This window comes from candidate division KSB1 bacterium (assembly GCA_022566355.1).
Taxonomy (GTDB): Bacteria; Zhuqueibacterota; JdFR-76; order JdFR-76; family DREG01; genus JADFJB01.
In genome coordinates, this window is the sequence record JADFJB010000001.1 from 48824 (window position 1) to 65062 (window position 16239).

Here is a 16239-nt window from a genome sequence, read left to right on the forward strand (position 1 = left end):
CCCGTCCCGCCTGGGCGGGATTATCGGGAATCTTGTTACACAGGCCCATAGACCCCCGATAAAAGCACTCGGGGGTGACAATTTTGGGGTTCTCGGACACCCCGAAAGTATTCGGGAACTACACTCTGTAGCATCCTGCGCGACGGGATGACATTGGATGTTTTAAGCTTAAACAGATCGCAGTTTAAAATCAAATCTACCTACTCTTTTTCTTTCCACTCATTTTCTTTTCACGGTTCATTTCAATGATGTCCACTGTGTAAGCATAATTTCCAATCAAATGTTTGCAAAAATAATCCGATCTTAACCAGAAAAAATATTCGTTCATATCGCCATAACCATGTCTCTGTCCCGGAAATACAAAGAAATCAAAGCGTTTGTTTGCTTTGATTAAAGCATTCGCCAACCGAATTGTGCCGGCAGGATGAACGTTGTTATCGATATCGCCAGTGGTTATTAACAAACGTCCTTTTAAATTTTTAGCAATTTCCGAATTCTTCTCGATATCGTATTCAAATTTGATGTTGCCGTCTTTGTCCGTAACCTCTTTGACGCCATGGTGTTTTTCACTCCACCAGCGATTATAGACATTATTTTCATGATTTCCTGATGAAGAAACGGCCACTTTAAAGAAATCCGGGTAAACAAGCATTGCGGCTGTTGACATAAAACCACCGCCCGAATGACCAAAGATCCCCACTTTGTCGATGTCGATAAATGGATACCGATCCGCTAGTTGTTCGATGGCTGCTTTTTTGTCTGCCAATCCATAATCACGGAGATTGCCATATCCATAGTTGTGGTACCATTTTGAGCGGCTTGGATGACCGCCGCGGTTGCCCACAGTAATGACTATAAATCCAAACTGGGCCAGCCGATCGGTTCTGTCCATCCGGGTAGAAAAAGATTTGCTGACCGACTCAGTTTGGGGACCGGGATATACATAGGCAATGATCGGGTATTTCCTGGTGGAATCGAAATCGAAAGGTTTATATATGACGCCGTACAAATCCGTAATACCATCATCTGCTTTCACTCGGTAGGGTTTCGGAAATTTGTAGCCGGCCTGCATCAATAATGACAGATCTGCAGTCTCCAGGTCCACAATTTTGTTGCCGCGATTATCCCGCACTTCTGATTTTGGCGTTGTATCCACACTGGAATACGTATTGACAAAAAAGCGATTGGAGTCGCTGGGGCGAGCCGTGTGGTTATAGTTGCCAGGATTCAACAGCGTAAGTCCCGTACCGTTAAAATTTACTTTATATAAATGCCTGTAGTAAGGGTCTTCATTGGATTCGTGGGCATTCGCTGTAAAATAGAGAACCCGGTTTTCAGCATCGATCCCGGAGATGTTTTCACTGTGAAAAGGACCTGAAGTAATTTGATTCTTTAGATTACCGTTTCCATCATAAAGATAAAAATGAGCCCAACCATCCCGTTCAGACCAGTGGATCAATTCTTGGCCGTTGTTGACAAGTCCAAGTCGGCGAGTTTCCACATAAGTGTTGAGCCTTTCCTCAATCAAAACTTTGACTTCGCCAGTGGCTGCATCCGCAACACAAATATCGATCCGGTGCAGGTCGCGACTGGTTCTGGTGAAGTAAACTTTATCCGGAGTTTCTGCTAACCAAAGACTGGGTCTATTGTCATCATCACGATTCTTCGCTAATCGCGCTGCGGTAATGATGGAAACCTGCTGATCTTTAAATTCATCTTCCTGGACAACTATCTTTTCTTCCGAGGATAAATCAAAAACCAGGAGCTCAACCTGGGAAGCTTCCGATTCACCTGGCATGTTATATTTATAGGTTTCCAATGTGGGCCTGGGATTTGCTACAGAATTGATAACCCATAAATCCTTAACCTCACGACTGTCGGAACGAGTCATTGCAAACTTTTTTGAATTGCGGGACCAGACGATCCGAACTGATTTTCGTTTATCTTTGTTCTTTACCTTGTCAACATTAGTCTCACCTCGGCTCCGGCCCTGGTAGCTATAATACTCTTCACCATCAGTCGTCAAAGGGTGCTCCACTATTGTAGAATCCTCTTTTGTAGAATCCTCTTCGCTCTCGACGGCTTTCAGGTAATTCTCCATGTCCATCCAGAACAGGTTGTAGTTTTTGGAAAAGATAACAACTGAACTATCCGGAGCTATAGATGCCCAATCCGGTCTTTTCTTCGGTTTTTTATAATCTTCTACGATGGTTAGTTTTCCTGTGGAAAGCCTGTATTCAAAAAAGAAGATCTTTTTCTTGGGTTTTTTATTTTTTACTTTTTTCTTGTCATCCTTTTTTTCTTCCTTTTTTTGATCTTCTTTTTTCTCTTCCTTTTCCTCTTTTTCTTCTTTCTTCTCATCTTGCGAACTTTCTACTTCAAAGAAGATTGCCGTTTCATTCTTTATGAATTTGATTTTATCAATTGGAAGGTGTTTGGCATCATAAGGGTCTTTGGTTATCCGAGTCAGCATGGCAGCTATTTTAACATTATCGAAAATTGGGCGCTTCGTTCGTTTAACCGGATCAACTATGTAAAATGTCTTGCCTTCGCTAGTTTCGAAGGAGTACCAAAATCGGTTACTTAGCTTAAGCCAATGTGGATCCACGGATGTACTAAAAACCATTTTTTTCATCTTGTTTGGCGAAAACTTAGAAGCCAGCAGGTAGTTGGCTTTATCGATGGGTTTATTTTGGCCTGATAAACTTGCAGATTGAAATACAAGGGCTGTCAACGCGATTACAATAATAATACTTCTTTTCATAGCATGTTCCTTCCTAATCAATTAATTAATTGTTCAGAATTCAGTAAGTAAGGGTGAATAATAGAGTGAGATTCTCATTCTCATTCGAAATTCAGATTACTTCTTAATAAGAAAAAATATCTACTAAAAAGTCAATGAATTAATATCAATAAATATGAATTCACCAAAAACTTGTGGGATTTGTTCATAAAAATAATTCAGAAAAGACTAGCTTTTAAAATTCGAAGAAATTTTGTTTTTGGGTTATGAACCACAAGGCTATTTTTGGAATTTAGTAACATAATTGTAACTGTTGAAAATTGGCGGATATTTAATATACTGAAATCCTTTAAAAAACACCGGTAAAAATGAAACCTATTTTTCTGTAAAAGATGTTTCAAATTGAACCAATTATAATAAATCGTGCAATATTTCTTGGATATTGATTTAATTTGAAACAAATTATTTATCCTATCGCTTCAATTTAAAAAACAATCGAATCAACAATTTCATGCCTTTCTAACCTGCTGTGTGCACAAATATCGACCAACCCACAAATAGTTGCCGGATATTTCCCTATAAAAATAGAGAATTTGACCGGATTAGTCAGGTTCAAAGTAAAAAAACCCTTTATTAGAATATTTATAAGATATTAAATAATAATAAGTTAAATCAACATTTATTTAACAAAAAATGTATGATTTTTACAATTTATCAATATGGCATAATCCTTGCTGAGCATCTCGTAAAAGATGTTTTAGATTTAGTTAATAGTGGATAAAAGAACAATGAATATGCCTGAACACAGAGTTCTGATTGTAGATGATGAAGAAGATTTAACCTGGAGCATCACCAAGAGCTTAAAAAGGGAAAATCGAATTTCAGAGGTAAATTCTTTCAACTCAGGTAGCGAAGCGTTAGAAATTCTACAAAATGAAAGAGTAGATCTATTGGTCACTGATCTGCGCATGCCGGGAATTAATGGTTTTGCACTTATTAAGTATATTCAAGAAAAGAAATTAAATACAAAAATCATCATTATGACAGCCTATAGATCCGAAGAAATTCTAAATAAAGTTTTAATGGATGATAAGTGTAGTTTCATAGAAAAACCATTTGAGATGAGTAGTTTGAAGCAAAAGATCTATAAAATTCTTGAGCCTGTGCCATTAAAAGTTAAGAACGATGCAAGCAGGAAAATTCTTCATCTTTTAGATACAACAACGACCATCGATGATCTTCGGGTTACTTTGGTCAGTGGGAGTAAGAAGGGTCGTTTATACATTTCCAAAGGGCAGATCTATCAGGCAGAATTAGGATATATGAATGGAAAAAATGCACTCGATGAAATGCTAAATTGGGATCATTGTAGATTAGAAGTTGAATCTCCTCAAAACCCATAATTTTGTTGAAGAGTAGTTTGAAAACCCGATGAAAAATAATTTTAGATTTAAGGAAATCACTAATTGTTTCCGATAAATAGAATTAATAAACTAAAAATGTTTTATTGAATTCCAGGAGTAGTTGCATGGGCGAAGTTGTTTCAATTGCAAGTCAAAAAGGTGGTGTTGGTAAAACCACAACAGCGGTAAATTTGGGTGCTGCATTTGCTCATCTTAATTATAGAACATTAATAATAGATTTGGATCCGCAGGGAGGTATAGCCTCTAGTTTCGGGATGAGTCGCTATGATATAAAGGGTGGAATTCTACAACTATTCACAGAAAATATGCCTATTGAACAAACAATCCATTCTACCGAACTGAGTAATTTAGACTTAATTCCATGCAATGTTTGGTCCGATGACGATGAAAAAAGGAAACTAATCGGATCATCCGCAGAATCAAAACTGAAAGCTTGCTTACGTTCCATTAAAGAGGATTATGATTATTTTCTTATCGACTGTCCCCCAGCTTTGGGGAATCTAACTTATAATGGTTTGATTGCATCGGATTCGATAATTGTTCCAATTCAATGTGAATATTATGCTTTAAAGGCTTTAGGGCGTTTTTTAAAATTAACACGGACAATCAAAGAAGAATATAATCCATCATTGAAGTACCGTGGATTCTTACTAACCATGTATGATTCGAGGAATAATTTAACCAAACGGGTTGTCGAAAAAGTAAAATATACCCTAAAGGGGATGGTGTTTGAAACGGTTATTCCACGAAATGTCAGGCTGGCAGAAGTGCCTTATTATGGCCGGCCCGTTATGCTTTTTGATCAAAAGTGTAAAGGTAGTCAAAGTTATATGCAGTTGGCGGAGGAGATGGTTGCTTCAAATCAAATTCAAATCAAGAAAGAAGTTGCCTAAAAATTGAAAGGTAAGCGAATGGTCATACGATTTCTTAGACGTCTCACGGTTTTGGTCGTGGTGGCGGTAGCGGTGGCGTTGGGAATCAGTGCAATTGGGTTCACTTTACACCGAATTGAAACATTTCATTTTTTTACGTTTAACAACAGAATGGAGGGTTCAATAAAAGAAATTGAAGGCTCTATAAAAGTAGATCAACAACGACAAAATGTAACAATTAGAATTATTAGTATCATTGATAAATATAATCCTACTATGTCAACTGAGTTAAAGCAAGTAATAGCAGATTTGATTTATAAAATGGAAGTTAAATATGATAATCTGAACGTAGATCTAATCTGTGCAACAATTACGCATGAAAGTGCCCGGACATGGGATCCAAAAGTTATTTCACCGGTAGGTGCGATGGGTTTAATGCAAATAATGCCTAAGACCGGCCAATTTCTAGTTGAATATGAAAATTTAAAATGGACTTCAGCAGAAGAGATTCTCAATAATCCAATTTATAATGTTCGTATGGGATGTCGATATCTTTCGATGTTAATTGATTTTTATGGCATCGAAGGAGCTCTAGCTGCTTATAATGGTGGAGAAAAACGAGCTGCAATGTGGCTTGCTAACAATAAAGCTGATGGGATTTTATGGGAAGAAACTCAGAATTATGTACCTGCTGTAATGAAATTATACCGTAAATTTCAGAATTAGGAGATACGTATATGTCGACAATTCAGACTTCTCCTGAACAAACTAATGAAGCAGGTTTCAACGAAACTTTATTGGAGCGCTTTTTCAACCCAAAAAGCTATTTCCTCCAAAAATTTATGACTTCTCTTAATAAGAGTGATTCTTCTGTTCCTGAGACAGCGCATGCCGTTACTGTTGGTTTAATTATGGATGAAATCATCAATTCGGAAAATAAACTAAGATTATTTAAACAGCTAGATCAGTTTGATGAATTTCGCAGGTATCATGAACAATTAGATTACGGTATCGATTGCTTAAAGAATTCCAGGTTAACTACCCAGCAGATGATGGACATCGTAGGAGCCCTTGGGCAATCTCTTTCATCCACACTTCTGGATCTCTTATCTAAAGAGTCTACCAAATCCATGCTACTTGATATATTCGGATTAGAATCAACTAGTAATGGCAATGGTAATGATCATTCTTCAATGTCTAAAGATTCATTAAATGATGAGATAAAGAAAATCGACGATGTCCTCTCTCTTGAATCATTGTCTTTTAATGATGAAGATGAAATTCCTCAACAAAGTGAATTAAGCTCGGAAACTGAAATTGTATTTTCTTCTAAACCAAAACCTGAATTTCCTGTTCTAAAAGTAGACGAGAAAGAAACAGGAGAATTAGGTGATGAAACAGAGAATTCACTTTTCCAAGATTCACAACCAGAAACACCCGTAACTAAAATTGAGGAACAAGGACCAGAGGAATTAAGCTCGGAAACTGAAATTGTATTTTCTTCTAAACCAAAACCTGAATTTCCTGTTCTAAAGGGAGACGAGAAAGAAACAGGAGAATTAGGTGATGAAACAGAGAATTCACTGTTCCAAGATTCACAACCAGAAACACCCGTAACTAAAATTGATGAGAAAGATTCGGTGAAATTAATCGATGAAATTGAAAAATCGATTTTTCATGAGTTAAAATCCGAACCGCTGGTTGATAAAGCAGAAGAATCAAAGTCGGAAAAATTAACAATTGAATCTGATAATCTGTCATTCACCGAATCAAAGATTGAGCCACACGAACCTCATGTGGAACTGAAAACTGAGAATTTAAAACCGGTAAATGAACTATTTAATCCTCAAGAATCTGACGGATTCCCTTTACATTCCGATCTTAACGAACCAACTGGATTTAAAGAAAAGCCAAAAGATCTAAATGGTAACGAGATTGTTCAACAATTTGCCAAGTTGGATGAGATTGAAAGTATCGAACCCAATCCAACCGATTTACAACCTTGGTCCTATTTCCAGGATGATGTAAGTAATAAATTAAGAAGCATACGGAAAAATATTGATAATTTCTGCCTGAATGCAAACGATTGGAAATCATTTAAAAAAATCAAAAATGATTTTAAAGATTTGCGCGATGGGGCGATGATCCAAGGTGATGAAGGAATTGAAGCGCTCTCATTCAAGGTATTGCTGTTATTTGAAACTGCATACATGAAAGGAATAGAAAAACGATCAATTCTTAAGAACATTCTCAACGACGCCTGGGAAGCCGTTGCTGTTGTCAACAGCTCCGGAAAAGGCAGCGAGAGATTGGATATCGTTAGATTGGTAGCACATCAAATTGATAAACAAAGAGAAGTTTACCCGGAAGAATTGTTCGTCCAAAATGGCAAAACAGAAAAAGCTGCTCCAATAATCGAGAAAGTTGATGTCAAAGAAAATTCAAATAATTTCTCCAAAAAGACAAACGAAGAACCAATTGTTATCCTGAATAAGCCTGAACTTGAAGAAATCTACGAGTTCAATGAACCCGAGCCTTCCATAAATGAAACAGAAATACACGATGAACATGTCGACACGGTAGAATTTAAATCAATTCGTGAATCCGAGCTTCTTACCGAACTTATGGAGGAACAACTAGAGGCTGAAGAAGATTCTGTAAATCGATCCCAATTATCTGAAAATCTAAGTCTTAAAGAACATCCGGATTCGAACTTAGATAGACAGATTGATTCTTTAAGCGATGTATCTAAAACAACAGGGGAATCAGATTTAATGGAATCAAGCGATTTACCATTGACAGAGCCAGAACCTTCTTCTTCTAAACAGCCACAACCTGTTGCAATAAATTTGCCAGGAGAAGCTGATGAAGATTTGCTCGAAATATTGGAAGATATTAAAAATGAAGAATCGCAGCTAAACTTAGTTGAACCGGCGAATAGTGAATCTCAAAGTGAGCAAGTAGAAGATCAAAATGAATCCAACTTTGATTTTTACATAGAAAAGTTGCAGAAGGATTATGAAGCCAATCAAACTAAACATCCGGAAAATAGCAAAAATGATCATAATGGCTCTTCACAACCTGACCCAGGAAACGGTGGGATTAAAGGGAACATAAAGTCGGGTGACACAGGGGATGGCTACGATTTTGTTTCGGAATCTGATATGTATTTTTCTTTTGCCCGAAAGTCTCTTCAAAACTTGATGAGAAATCCTTCTGATTCACAATCACTGGAAGACATTGAGCTGGCATTTTACTCATTAAAAACTTTAGCCAAAAAACTTGGTTATAAAACCATTTATCAGTTGATGGCTTATGCGGAAAATTTGATAAGTAACAAAAAGGAAAATGAATCTTCCATGACCGTAACCCAGGTTAATGGTCTATACACGGCAGTTTCCGAAATTGAACATGCTTGCAGAGAGAAAAGATTAAACGAGCCGGAAAGGCAATCCTGGATTAATCAGCAAATAAAAATCATTCAAGGATGGAGTGAAATTCCAGCCTCTTTAGAGAAAGAGGAAATCGATGTTTCACCTGTTCAACTTGAGAAGAAAGAAAATCCATCAGATGATCCGTTAGATTTTTTATTATTTGATGACACTTCAAAATTTTTTAAGCAGTTGTTAAGAGAGTAAACATTTTTAATAATAAATCACTTTCAAGGATCTATGAAATCAAATATCCAATAGGAATAATATGAAAGAGGACAAGAAAATTACATTTCAAAGTGATACTGACAAAGAGTTAGAAGCCCTGCTTAAATCGCATAAAACGGTGATCAAGGTCATTGGGACGGGGGGCGCTGGGAATAATACCATTTCCAGGCTATTAGAAGCAGGTATTGATGATGTTCAAACCTATGCCATTAATACCGATGCCCAGGATCTCCTTTTTACAAATGCTGATCATAAAATCCTGATTGGTAGAGAAATTACTAGTGGCCTGGGTGCAGGGAGTGATCCTAAAGTGGGTGAAGATTCGGCGGTTGAAAATGAGAATGAAATAAAAGCAATTGTAAGTGATGCGGATTTAGTTTTTGTCACGTGTGGACTGGGTGGCGGTACTGGAACCGGTTCTGCACCGATTATAGCCGAATTGGCAAAAGAAGCAGGTGCATTAACCATATCTATAACAACATTGCCATTTTCAGAAGAAGGGGTAATGAGAAGAAATAATGCTGAGTATGGGCTGGAGCGGTTAAAAAAGAATTCCGATACCCTTATTGTAATTGAAAATGACAAATTGTTGGAGATTGATCCTGATGTGTCTTTGGATGAGGCGTTTCGTGTAGCTGACGATGTTTTAGTAAACGCTGTCAAAGGGATAACTGAATTGGTTACGCAAAAGGGCTTGGTTAATTTGGATTTTGCAGATATTCGAACAATAATGAAAGACGGTGGAACTGCATTAATCGGGATGGCTGAAAGTGAGTCACCTGATAGGGCCATAGATGCTGTTGAAAAAGCAGTAGCAAATCCCTTGATTGATCTAAAAATTGACGGTGCAAAAAGTGCATTGCTCAATATAACCGGCGGCAGGGATATGACAATCAGAGATGCAAAAACAGCCATGCATACTTTGGCGCGAAAATTAGATAAATCTGCAAAGATCATCTGGGGGGCTCGTATAAGTCCGGACCTTGATAAAAAAGTTTACGTGATGGTTTTAGCCACAGGGTTGAGTAATGATATGATTCCTTCTAATGTAGAATTGGTTTCCTATGAGAGTAACTCTAAAAAATTGGTCAAAAAAACATCTTACGGAACAAAAACCTCTTCCCAGCTCCTTGATGAAGAAAACGATAATGAAAGTTCATCTACGAAGACCGAAGCGCAATCTGTTGATGAAGAAAAACTAAACAGCTCTAAAAAGATTTTTTCTGAAATTATGGAAGAGGAGTCTGATGCAGATTTAAAGATTCTTTCTGATGTTATAATGGAACTTCAAGAAAACATCACTGACAGTGATCAATGGGAAGAACTAAGGAAAGCAAGTTCTTCACTAGCTGGAACAGCACAAATGTTTGATTTCGATGATATTTCCAAGACGATGAACTTGGCCGAAGATTTCTTGGCCAGTATTATTTATAAAGATTTATTCTTTGAACAAGTTCTCGAATTGTTTACGGATATCCCAAACCATCTGCAATTGATGATCCGGAATGAGGCGGATTCCATGAAATGGGCACAAGAATTTAAAGTTAAAGCTGATTTATTAGCGAAATCAATTCGCAGCAATGATATTTCTACAAAAGAAGATTTCGTAAAAGAGTTAGAGAAGATTAACAAAGATATGGATAAGCATTTGGTTGAATCCGGTTATGATACAGAATCGGGTCCAGCTTCAACAGGGGACTCAAAAATGGATAGTGAAAAAACCTCGAAAGATGTTTCGAATGTAAATGATGCAATGCAATATGTGAAAAGCTTATTGCGCAAAGACGAAAATCCGTCAAAATAATATTGAGTTTTATCATGTCTGAGAAAAAAGAAACCGTAATTTCGGAACCAGCTTTGGAATTTGTTTCCTACTATCAAAAAGAAATGCGTCGAAACATAGCAGATATCCGTAAGTTGATTTCTGATGTTGAGAACCAGGAGGATACCGAAAATTTACTTCAAGAAATAAAAAAAAGTGGACTGGCCATGAGTGATCTGGCAATGGTCTACGGTTTTGAGAGTGAAGAAGTAATTGGACGAACGATCGTAATGATGGTGGATACGCACGATAAAGAAAATGATTCGGAAAAACTAATCTCAAATTTAATAGATTCTGTAAAAGCTGCGGAAGCCGTATTACTGGTCAGCGAGAAAGAAAAGGAAAAAGATGGGAATAAAATAATCAAATACAATGCCGAAGAAGATTCTGTAACGATTAGCAGCGAAGAAGTTGACGAAGGGGATGAGAATGGGCTTATATTTGATATTAAAGAAGATGAGGGATTGATCTCTCTCATAAAAGGAGAATACTCGATAACAACGTCGACAATCAAATCTACAAATTTTGAAGATGGAGTTGCTGAGAATTCATTTTTGCCGAAAGATCAAAATCGATCTTTGAAATTTGATATTCCTGAAGAAGATGATTCCAGCTCTGAAATTCAGAGTTCTTTTACTGAGCTGGACGATGTTTTGGAGATTAATTTTGTCGAAAAGCCGGTAGTTACCCAAAAAGAACAAAAGAGTATTTTTAAGAAAATTACCGACTTATTTAGTTCAAAAAATTAAGAAGCCAGTAATTTATATCCTGCTTATTTGCCAACCTTATCCTTTCTTTTTGTCTCTTATTTCAAATTTATTCAAAACTTGCCGAATAATAAACTAAGGCTTCCGTTGGTTGCCATAAAACTAGTTCTGTACTGGAAAGAGGAAAGTGAAATCTAATTTAGAAAAACAGGATCTGGTTGTTGAAGATGAAATTCCGGGTCAAATAAAGAATAACCAAAAGCATTTTTTGCTGTTCAAAGAAAAAATGGCCAGTCTGGAACAACTTGCCGCAGGGATTGCTCACGAATTACGAAATCCTCTAAGCATCATCGGGACTTCCGTTTATTATCTCAACAAAGTTCTGGAGAATCATCCGGAAGTGCGTGTCCACGAACATTTAACTATCATGCAGGTCGAAATCATACGATCACAACGAATCATTAACAATTTGCTGGATTTTTCCCAGAGGACAAGTACGGAACGTGAAAGTGCCGACGTTAACAAAATTATTCGGCAAACCCTCTCATTGATAGAGAAAAATCTATTGTACCAGGAAATAGAATTAGAATCAAATTTGGAGCATGGTCCTCTCTGTTTTATCAATGTTAGTGAGATAAAACAAGTTCTACTCAATATATTTATGAATGCTATGGAGGCTATGCCAAGCGGTGGATGTTTGACAATCCACACTTATGTCAAAGAAAAAAATTACTTAGCTGTTGATATCACCGACACAGGGATTGGCATCGAACAGGAAGATTTGAAAAAAATTTTTGAACCGTTTTTTTCATCAAAATTAGATCAAAATGGAATTGGTCTGGGGTTATCACTGGTAGACGCAAGCATTTCCAGGAATCACGGCGAAATACATATTACATCAGAAATAGGAAAAGGTACAAAGGTATCCATAGTGTTACCTATTTCATCTTAAATTAAATATGAAATATCAAAAAGAAAAAATATTAATCGTTGATGATGAACCGAATTTTTTGCGGGCATTACGCGATACCCTTGAGTTGGAATCATTTGAGATTTTCACAAGCCTTTCTGCCCTGGAAGCTCTACCGATTTTACATGAAAATAGAATTGATGCTGTTATTACTGATTTACGTATGCCCAAAATGAGCGGAATTGAACTGCTGCGTGAAATAAAACAAAAATGGCCTGGCGTAATCGTATTCATATTAACCGGTTACGGTTCTATTCAACATGCTGTCGACTGCATGAAGCTTGGTGCGGAAAATTATATTTTGAAGCCGATCAACATCATGGATCTAATAAGCAATTTAAAAACAGCGCTGATGAAATCTTCTGAGACAGAGAAGAAAAACGCAGGCAACACTGCTGATATGGACTTTCCATTCATTGGCCAGTCAAGTGCCACTATAGAGACAAGAGAATTGGTAAAGAAAATTGCGCATTCCGAACTTTCAGTAGTAATCAAAGGCGAAAGCGGAACAGGTAAAGAGCTGATCGCAAATGCTATTTATCAGTACAGTAATCGTAAGAATAAGCCATTTCTTAAAATTAATTGTGCCGCCCTGCCACTTCATTTATTAGAAAGTGAATTATTTGGCTATGAGCCAGGTGCTTTTACGGATGCAAAAAAACTAAAGCGTGGAAAGCTGGAAATCGCTCATCAAGGCACTTTGTTTTTAGATGAGATTGGCGATATGCCAATCGAAATGCAGGCAAAATTACTTCGTGTTTTGGAAGAGCACGTTGTGGAAAGGCTTGGTGGTAATCAATTGATTCAAACGGACTTTCGTCTGATTTCAGCGACCAATCAAAACCTGGAATTGTGTATCAAAAATGGTGAATTTCGCAATGACCTTTATTTCCGATTAAATACAATGCAAATCAATTTAAAGCCTTTACGTGAGATTAGAGAAGATATTCAATTGATCAGTAATTATTTTGTCCAACGATATTCAATTGAGCAGAAAATTAATCAGCCATCAATACATTCAAAAACGATGGAAATTTTTTTATCTTACCATTGGCCTGGAAATGTGCGTGAGCTGAGGAATGTGATCCAAAGATCGGTGGTACTATGCGATGGTAAAGATATTCTTCCGGAACACCTTCCTGATCACATGCATTGGCATGAGTATAATGACGTTGAAATTGACTCGACATCCCTTTTGTCTCTTGAAGATATGGAAAGGGAGCATATTCAAAAAGTTATGCAAATCGCTTCCGGTAACAAAAATCGAACCGCGGCCCTCTTAAAAATCCATCGTGATACACTTTATAGAAAATTGCGGAAATACGAATTGGATTAAAACGCTAACCAAACACACCTCCATGAAATAAAATTCCATTCTAGACTTTCATTATGTCGTGTTTTACATAATTTGAAGACGATATGTAGAAATAGTCTAAATCTAATAAAGTCAAAATGTTATCTTCTTTATAACATGTCTATTGTCGTAATTTACGACTTCATACCGAATTCCTTTTTTTGTCATTTTCATTAAAACGCTACATCAATAAATCCCTATAAACTATTAAATAACAAGTGGTTATTGCTATATTTATTCCGGTTCGATAAGCGATTAGTTTGTTTGGAACAAGACTTGCTAAAATAGTTTCGAAACGAATTACGGTAAATCTTCAACTAGAACTTTAATAGGGAAGATAGAAAATTTTGGCAAAGAAATATACGGTAAAAATTTTATTAATTTTCTGCTTAATATCAAGTCTCCTGTTTGGATGTTCTAACAGAGTTGGAATTAAACAGCCGCAACAAAGTTATGGAAATGGATCTAGCAGTCAATCTGTTGAAAATCAACCAGTTGTTCCTGCGGAATATCTATTAGGTTTTGGTGATGAAATAGAAGTCAGATTTTTCAACAATGCACGATTCAATGAAACTATTACAGTACGGCCTGATGGTCGAATTACATTGGAAAAAGTTGGCGACATTTATGTATCTGGAATGACCCCTAGTGGCTTGGACAGTATAATTACAAAATCCTATTCAGATTTGTTAATCAACCCGGAAGTAACGATATTCGTTCGACAGTTCGGGGGGTATAATGTTTATCTACTAGGAGAAGTGAACGAACCAGGGGGTTATCCAATAACGCGCAATATGACAATTTTACAGGCAATTGCGCAAGCCGGTGGAGCCAAGGATAGCGCCAAGCTAAAGAGTGTAATGATATTGCGATTAGGTCAGGATGAGCAAATCGAAGCCATTAAAGTCAACTTAAAAGAACTATTAAAAGGTGCAAACATTCCAAACCAGTATTACTTGCGCCCACAAGATATTGTTTATGTTCCAAAAACATTTATTGCGGGAATTAGCTCATTTCTTAAACAAGTCTATGATGGAGCGTTTCCGCCTGTTGATATTTATTTGAGAGTATTATTCTGGACCAAATGAAGCTTGTTTTACAAGATTCTTAAAGTCTGAACAAAACATAATTCACAACGCCAAGGAATCTCATTTTATAATTTGGGACTGACTTGGCGGAGCTGTATTTAAATAAATTAAAACTAAATCAATAATTCCCGGAGTAAAAAAACTAAATGTTTAGTGAATCAAAATACGAAAACTCATTTTCCTTAAGAAATTTATTCATGGTCATATTTAAACGAAAATTGACATTACTGGTCGTTTTTCTGTCTGTCGTTGCAATTGGATCTATTGTCAGTTATTTATTGCCAAGAATATACCAGGCAAAAGCAACAATTTTAATTAAAGATGATACCGAAGACGAAAAGGCCATTTTATTCAAAAATAGTGCTTATAGAGGAATCGGGCAATTTGATTGGGTAAATTCTGAGGTGGAAATTCTTAGAAGTTACCCAGTTGCAGAACGTGTGGTTCAAGAACTGCAATTATCTCAGGTTTATTTTAAAAATCATTCAAATAAACCTAACATTGATAAAATTATTTTTGCTAAAACGGTAATAAGAGTGAGGGAAAAATTTAGAGTTGATGTCCCTCGTAATAGTAATGTTTTGGAAATTAGCTATAAAACGAAAGATCCACTGCTTGCTGCCGAAGTTGTTAAATCGTTTATAAATACCTACAAAACTTATCGTTCTGAAATATCAGAACAGTCTGAAACTCACCAATTTTTTGAGGAACAACTAAAGATTGAAAACGACAAACTCCAGAAATTGGAAAGGCAGCAATCTGCATATAAAAAGGAAAAAGAAATGTTGTCGACAGAAGCACAGAGTGAAATCTTACGTAATAAACTGAATAATTATGAACAGAACTTAACACGAGTAAGGACACAAAGGATAGGGTTAGAGACTAAATTATCAGTTGTAAAGGAACAGAGAGATCGAGGTCAATATCTAAATATACCAACAATGGATGCAAGTAATAGTCCCAGCCGAGAAAAACATATTGCTAAATTAAGGGGAGAACTGCTGGATTTTAAACTACAAAAAGAAAAACTTGAGCAAAAATTTACATCCCAGTACGTGGAAGTTATTGAGGTTACTAATTTAATAAATGTTACACAAGCCATCATTGAAAATGAGATTCAACAAATCATCGAAATGGAAGAAGCTTCCATAAGGGCATTGAAAGCGGAAGAAAAAGAGTTTCAGCGATTGATCGCCCAGATTACGCTGGAAGTCAAAGAATTTGCTCAAGAAGAATATGAATTTGCGCAGCTAAGCCGCGGCATTGAAGAAAATCGAGAGGTATATTCAATGTTGTTGAAGAAAAAAGAAGAATCAAGAATATCTTTGGCAAAGTTAGAAAGAGGAGTAAGGATTCGTGTTATCAGCCCTCCAATTGTACCAATAAAACCAATTTTCCCAAAAACCTATTTATTTCTCATTGTTTCAATATTTTTAGGAATGGTAAGCGGTTTTTTCTTGATCACTTTGCAAGAATACTTTGACCATTCTATAAAATCATCTAACGATTTAGAGCAACTTGTTGGAATTCCAAGCCTTGGCACTGTCCGAGAAATAGAACTAACTTAACATACTGATTTAACATTGATTGAAAAGGATAT

Annotated in this window: 11 protein-coding genes; 10 read left to right on the plus strand and 1 reads right to left on the minus strand. The window is 36.5% G+C overall.

From position 1 onward, the window contains the following. Window positions 1-196: 196 nt before the first annotated feature. Complete coding sequence (locus tag IIC38_00205) at window positions 197-2764, minus strand: DPP IV N-terminal domain-containing protein (GenBank protein ID MCH8124382.1); 2568 nt, start codon at window positions 2762-2764, stop codon at window positions 197-199. 767 nt (window positions 2765-3531) lie between these two features. Between IIC38_00205 and IIC38_00210 the strand changes: the two genes are divergently transcribed. The 10 genes from IIC38_00210 to IIC38_00255 all read left to right on the plus strand — a co-directional run bounded on the left by IIC38_00210 (window position 3532) and on the right by IIC38_00255 (window position 16207). Then, complete coding sequence (locus IIC38_00210; GenBank protein ID MCH8124383.1) at window positions 3532-4146, plus strand: response regulator; 615 nt, start codon at window positions 3532-3534, stop codon at window positions 4144-4146. 125 nt (window positions 4147-4271) lie between these two features. Further along, window positions 4272-5060: a ParA family protein gene (locus IIC38_00215; protein ID MCH8124384.1), complete on the plus strand. Its 789-nt coding sequence runs from the start codon at window positions 4272-4274 to the stop codon at window positions 5058-5060. A gap of 18 nt (window positions 5061-5078) precedes the next feature. Continuing rightward, window positions 5079-5765 (plus strand): lytic transglycosylase domain-containing protein, encoded by a 687-nt coding sequence (locus IIC38_00220; GenBank protein MCH8124385.1) that lies wholly within the window; start codon window positions 5079-5081, stop codon window positions 5763-5765. Between the two features lie 11 nt (window positions 5766-5776). Continuing rightward, complete coding sequence (locus IIC38_00225; GenBank protein ID MCH8124386.1) at window positions 5777-8677, plus strand: hypothetical protein; 2901 nt, start codon at window positions 5777-5779, stop codon at window positions 8675-8677. Window positions 8678-8738: 61 nt separating this feature from the next. Beyond that, window positions 8739-10502 carry a cell division protein FtsZ gene (gene ftsZ, locus IIC38_00230; protein ID MCH8124387.1) on the plus strand — a complete coding sequence of 588 codons (1764 nt, stop codon included), beginning with the start codon at window positions 8739-8741 and terminating at the stop codon, window positions 10500-10502. 14 nt (window positions 10503-10516) lie between these two features. Then, on the plus strand, window positions 10517-11269 hold the full coding sequence (locus tag IIC38_00235; protein ID MCH8124388.1) for a hypothetical protein: 753 nt from the start codon (window positions 10517-10519) through the stop codon (window positions 11267-11269). 145 nt (window positions 11270-11414) lie between these two features. Further along, window positions 11415-12179 carry a hypothetical protein gene (locus IIC38_00240; GenBank protein ID MCH8124389.1) on the plus strand — a complete coding sequence of 255 codons (765 nt, stop codon included), beginning with the start codon at window positions 11415-11417 and terminating at the stop codon, window positions 12177-12179. 7 nt (window positions 12180-12186) lie between these two features. Beyond that, entirely contained in the window at window positions 12187-13533 is a 1347-nt protein-coding gene (locus IIC38_00245; protein MCH8124390.1) for a sigma-54-dependent Fis family transcriptional regulator, read from the plus strand. A gap of 365 nt (window positions 13534-13898) precedes the next feature. After that, window positions 13899-14639: a polysaccharide export protein gene (locus tag IIC38_00250; protein ID MCH8124391.1), complete on the plus strand. Its 741-nt coding sequence runs from the start codon at window positions 13899-13901 to the stop codon at window positions 14637-14639. A gap of 146 nt (window positions 14640-14785) precedes the next feature. Further along, window positions 14786-16207, plus strand: a complete 1422-nt coding sequence (locus IIC38_00255; protein ID MCH8124392.1) for a GumC family protein — start codon at window positions 14786-14788, stop codon at window positions 16205-16207. Window positions 16208-16239: the final 32 nt, after the last annotated feature.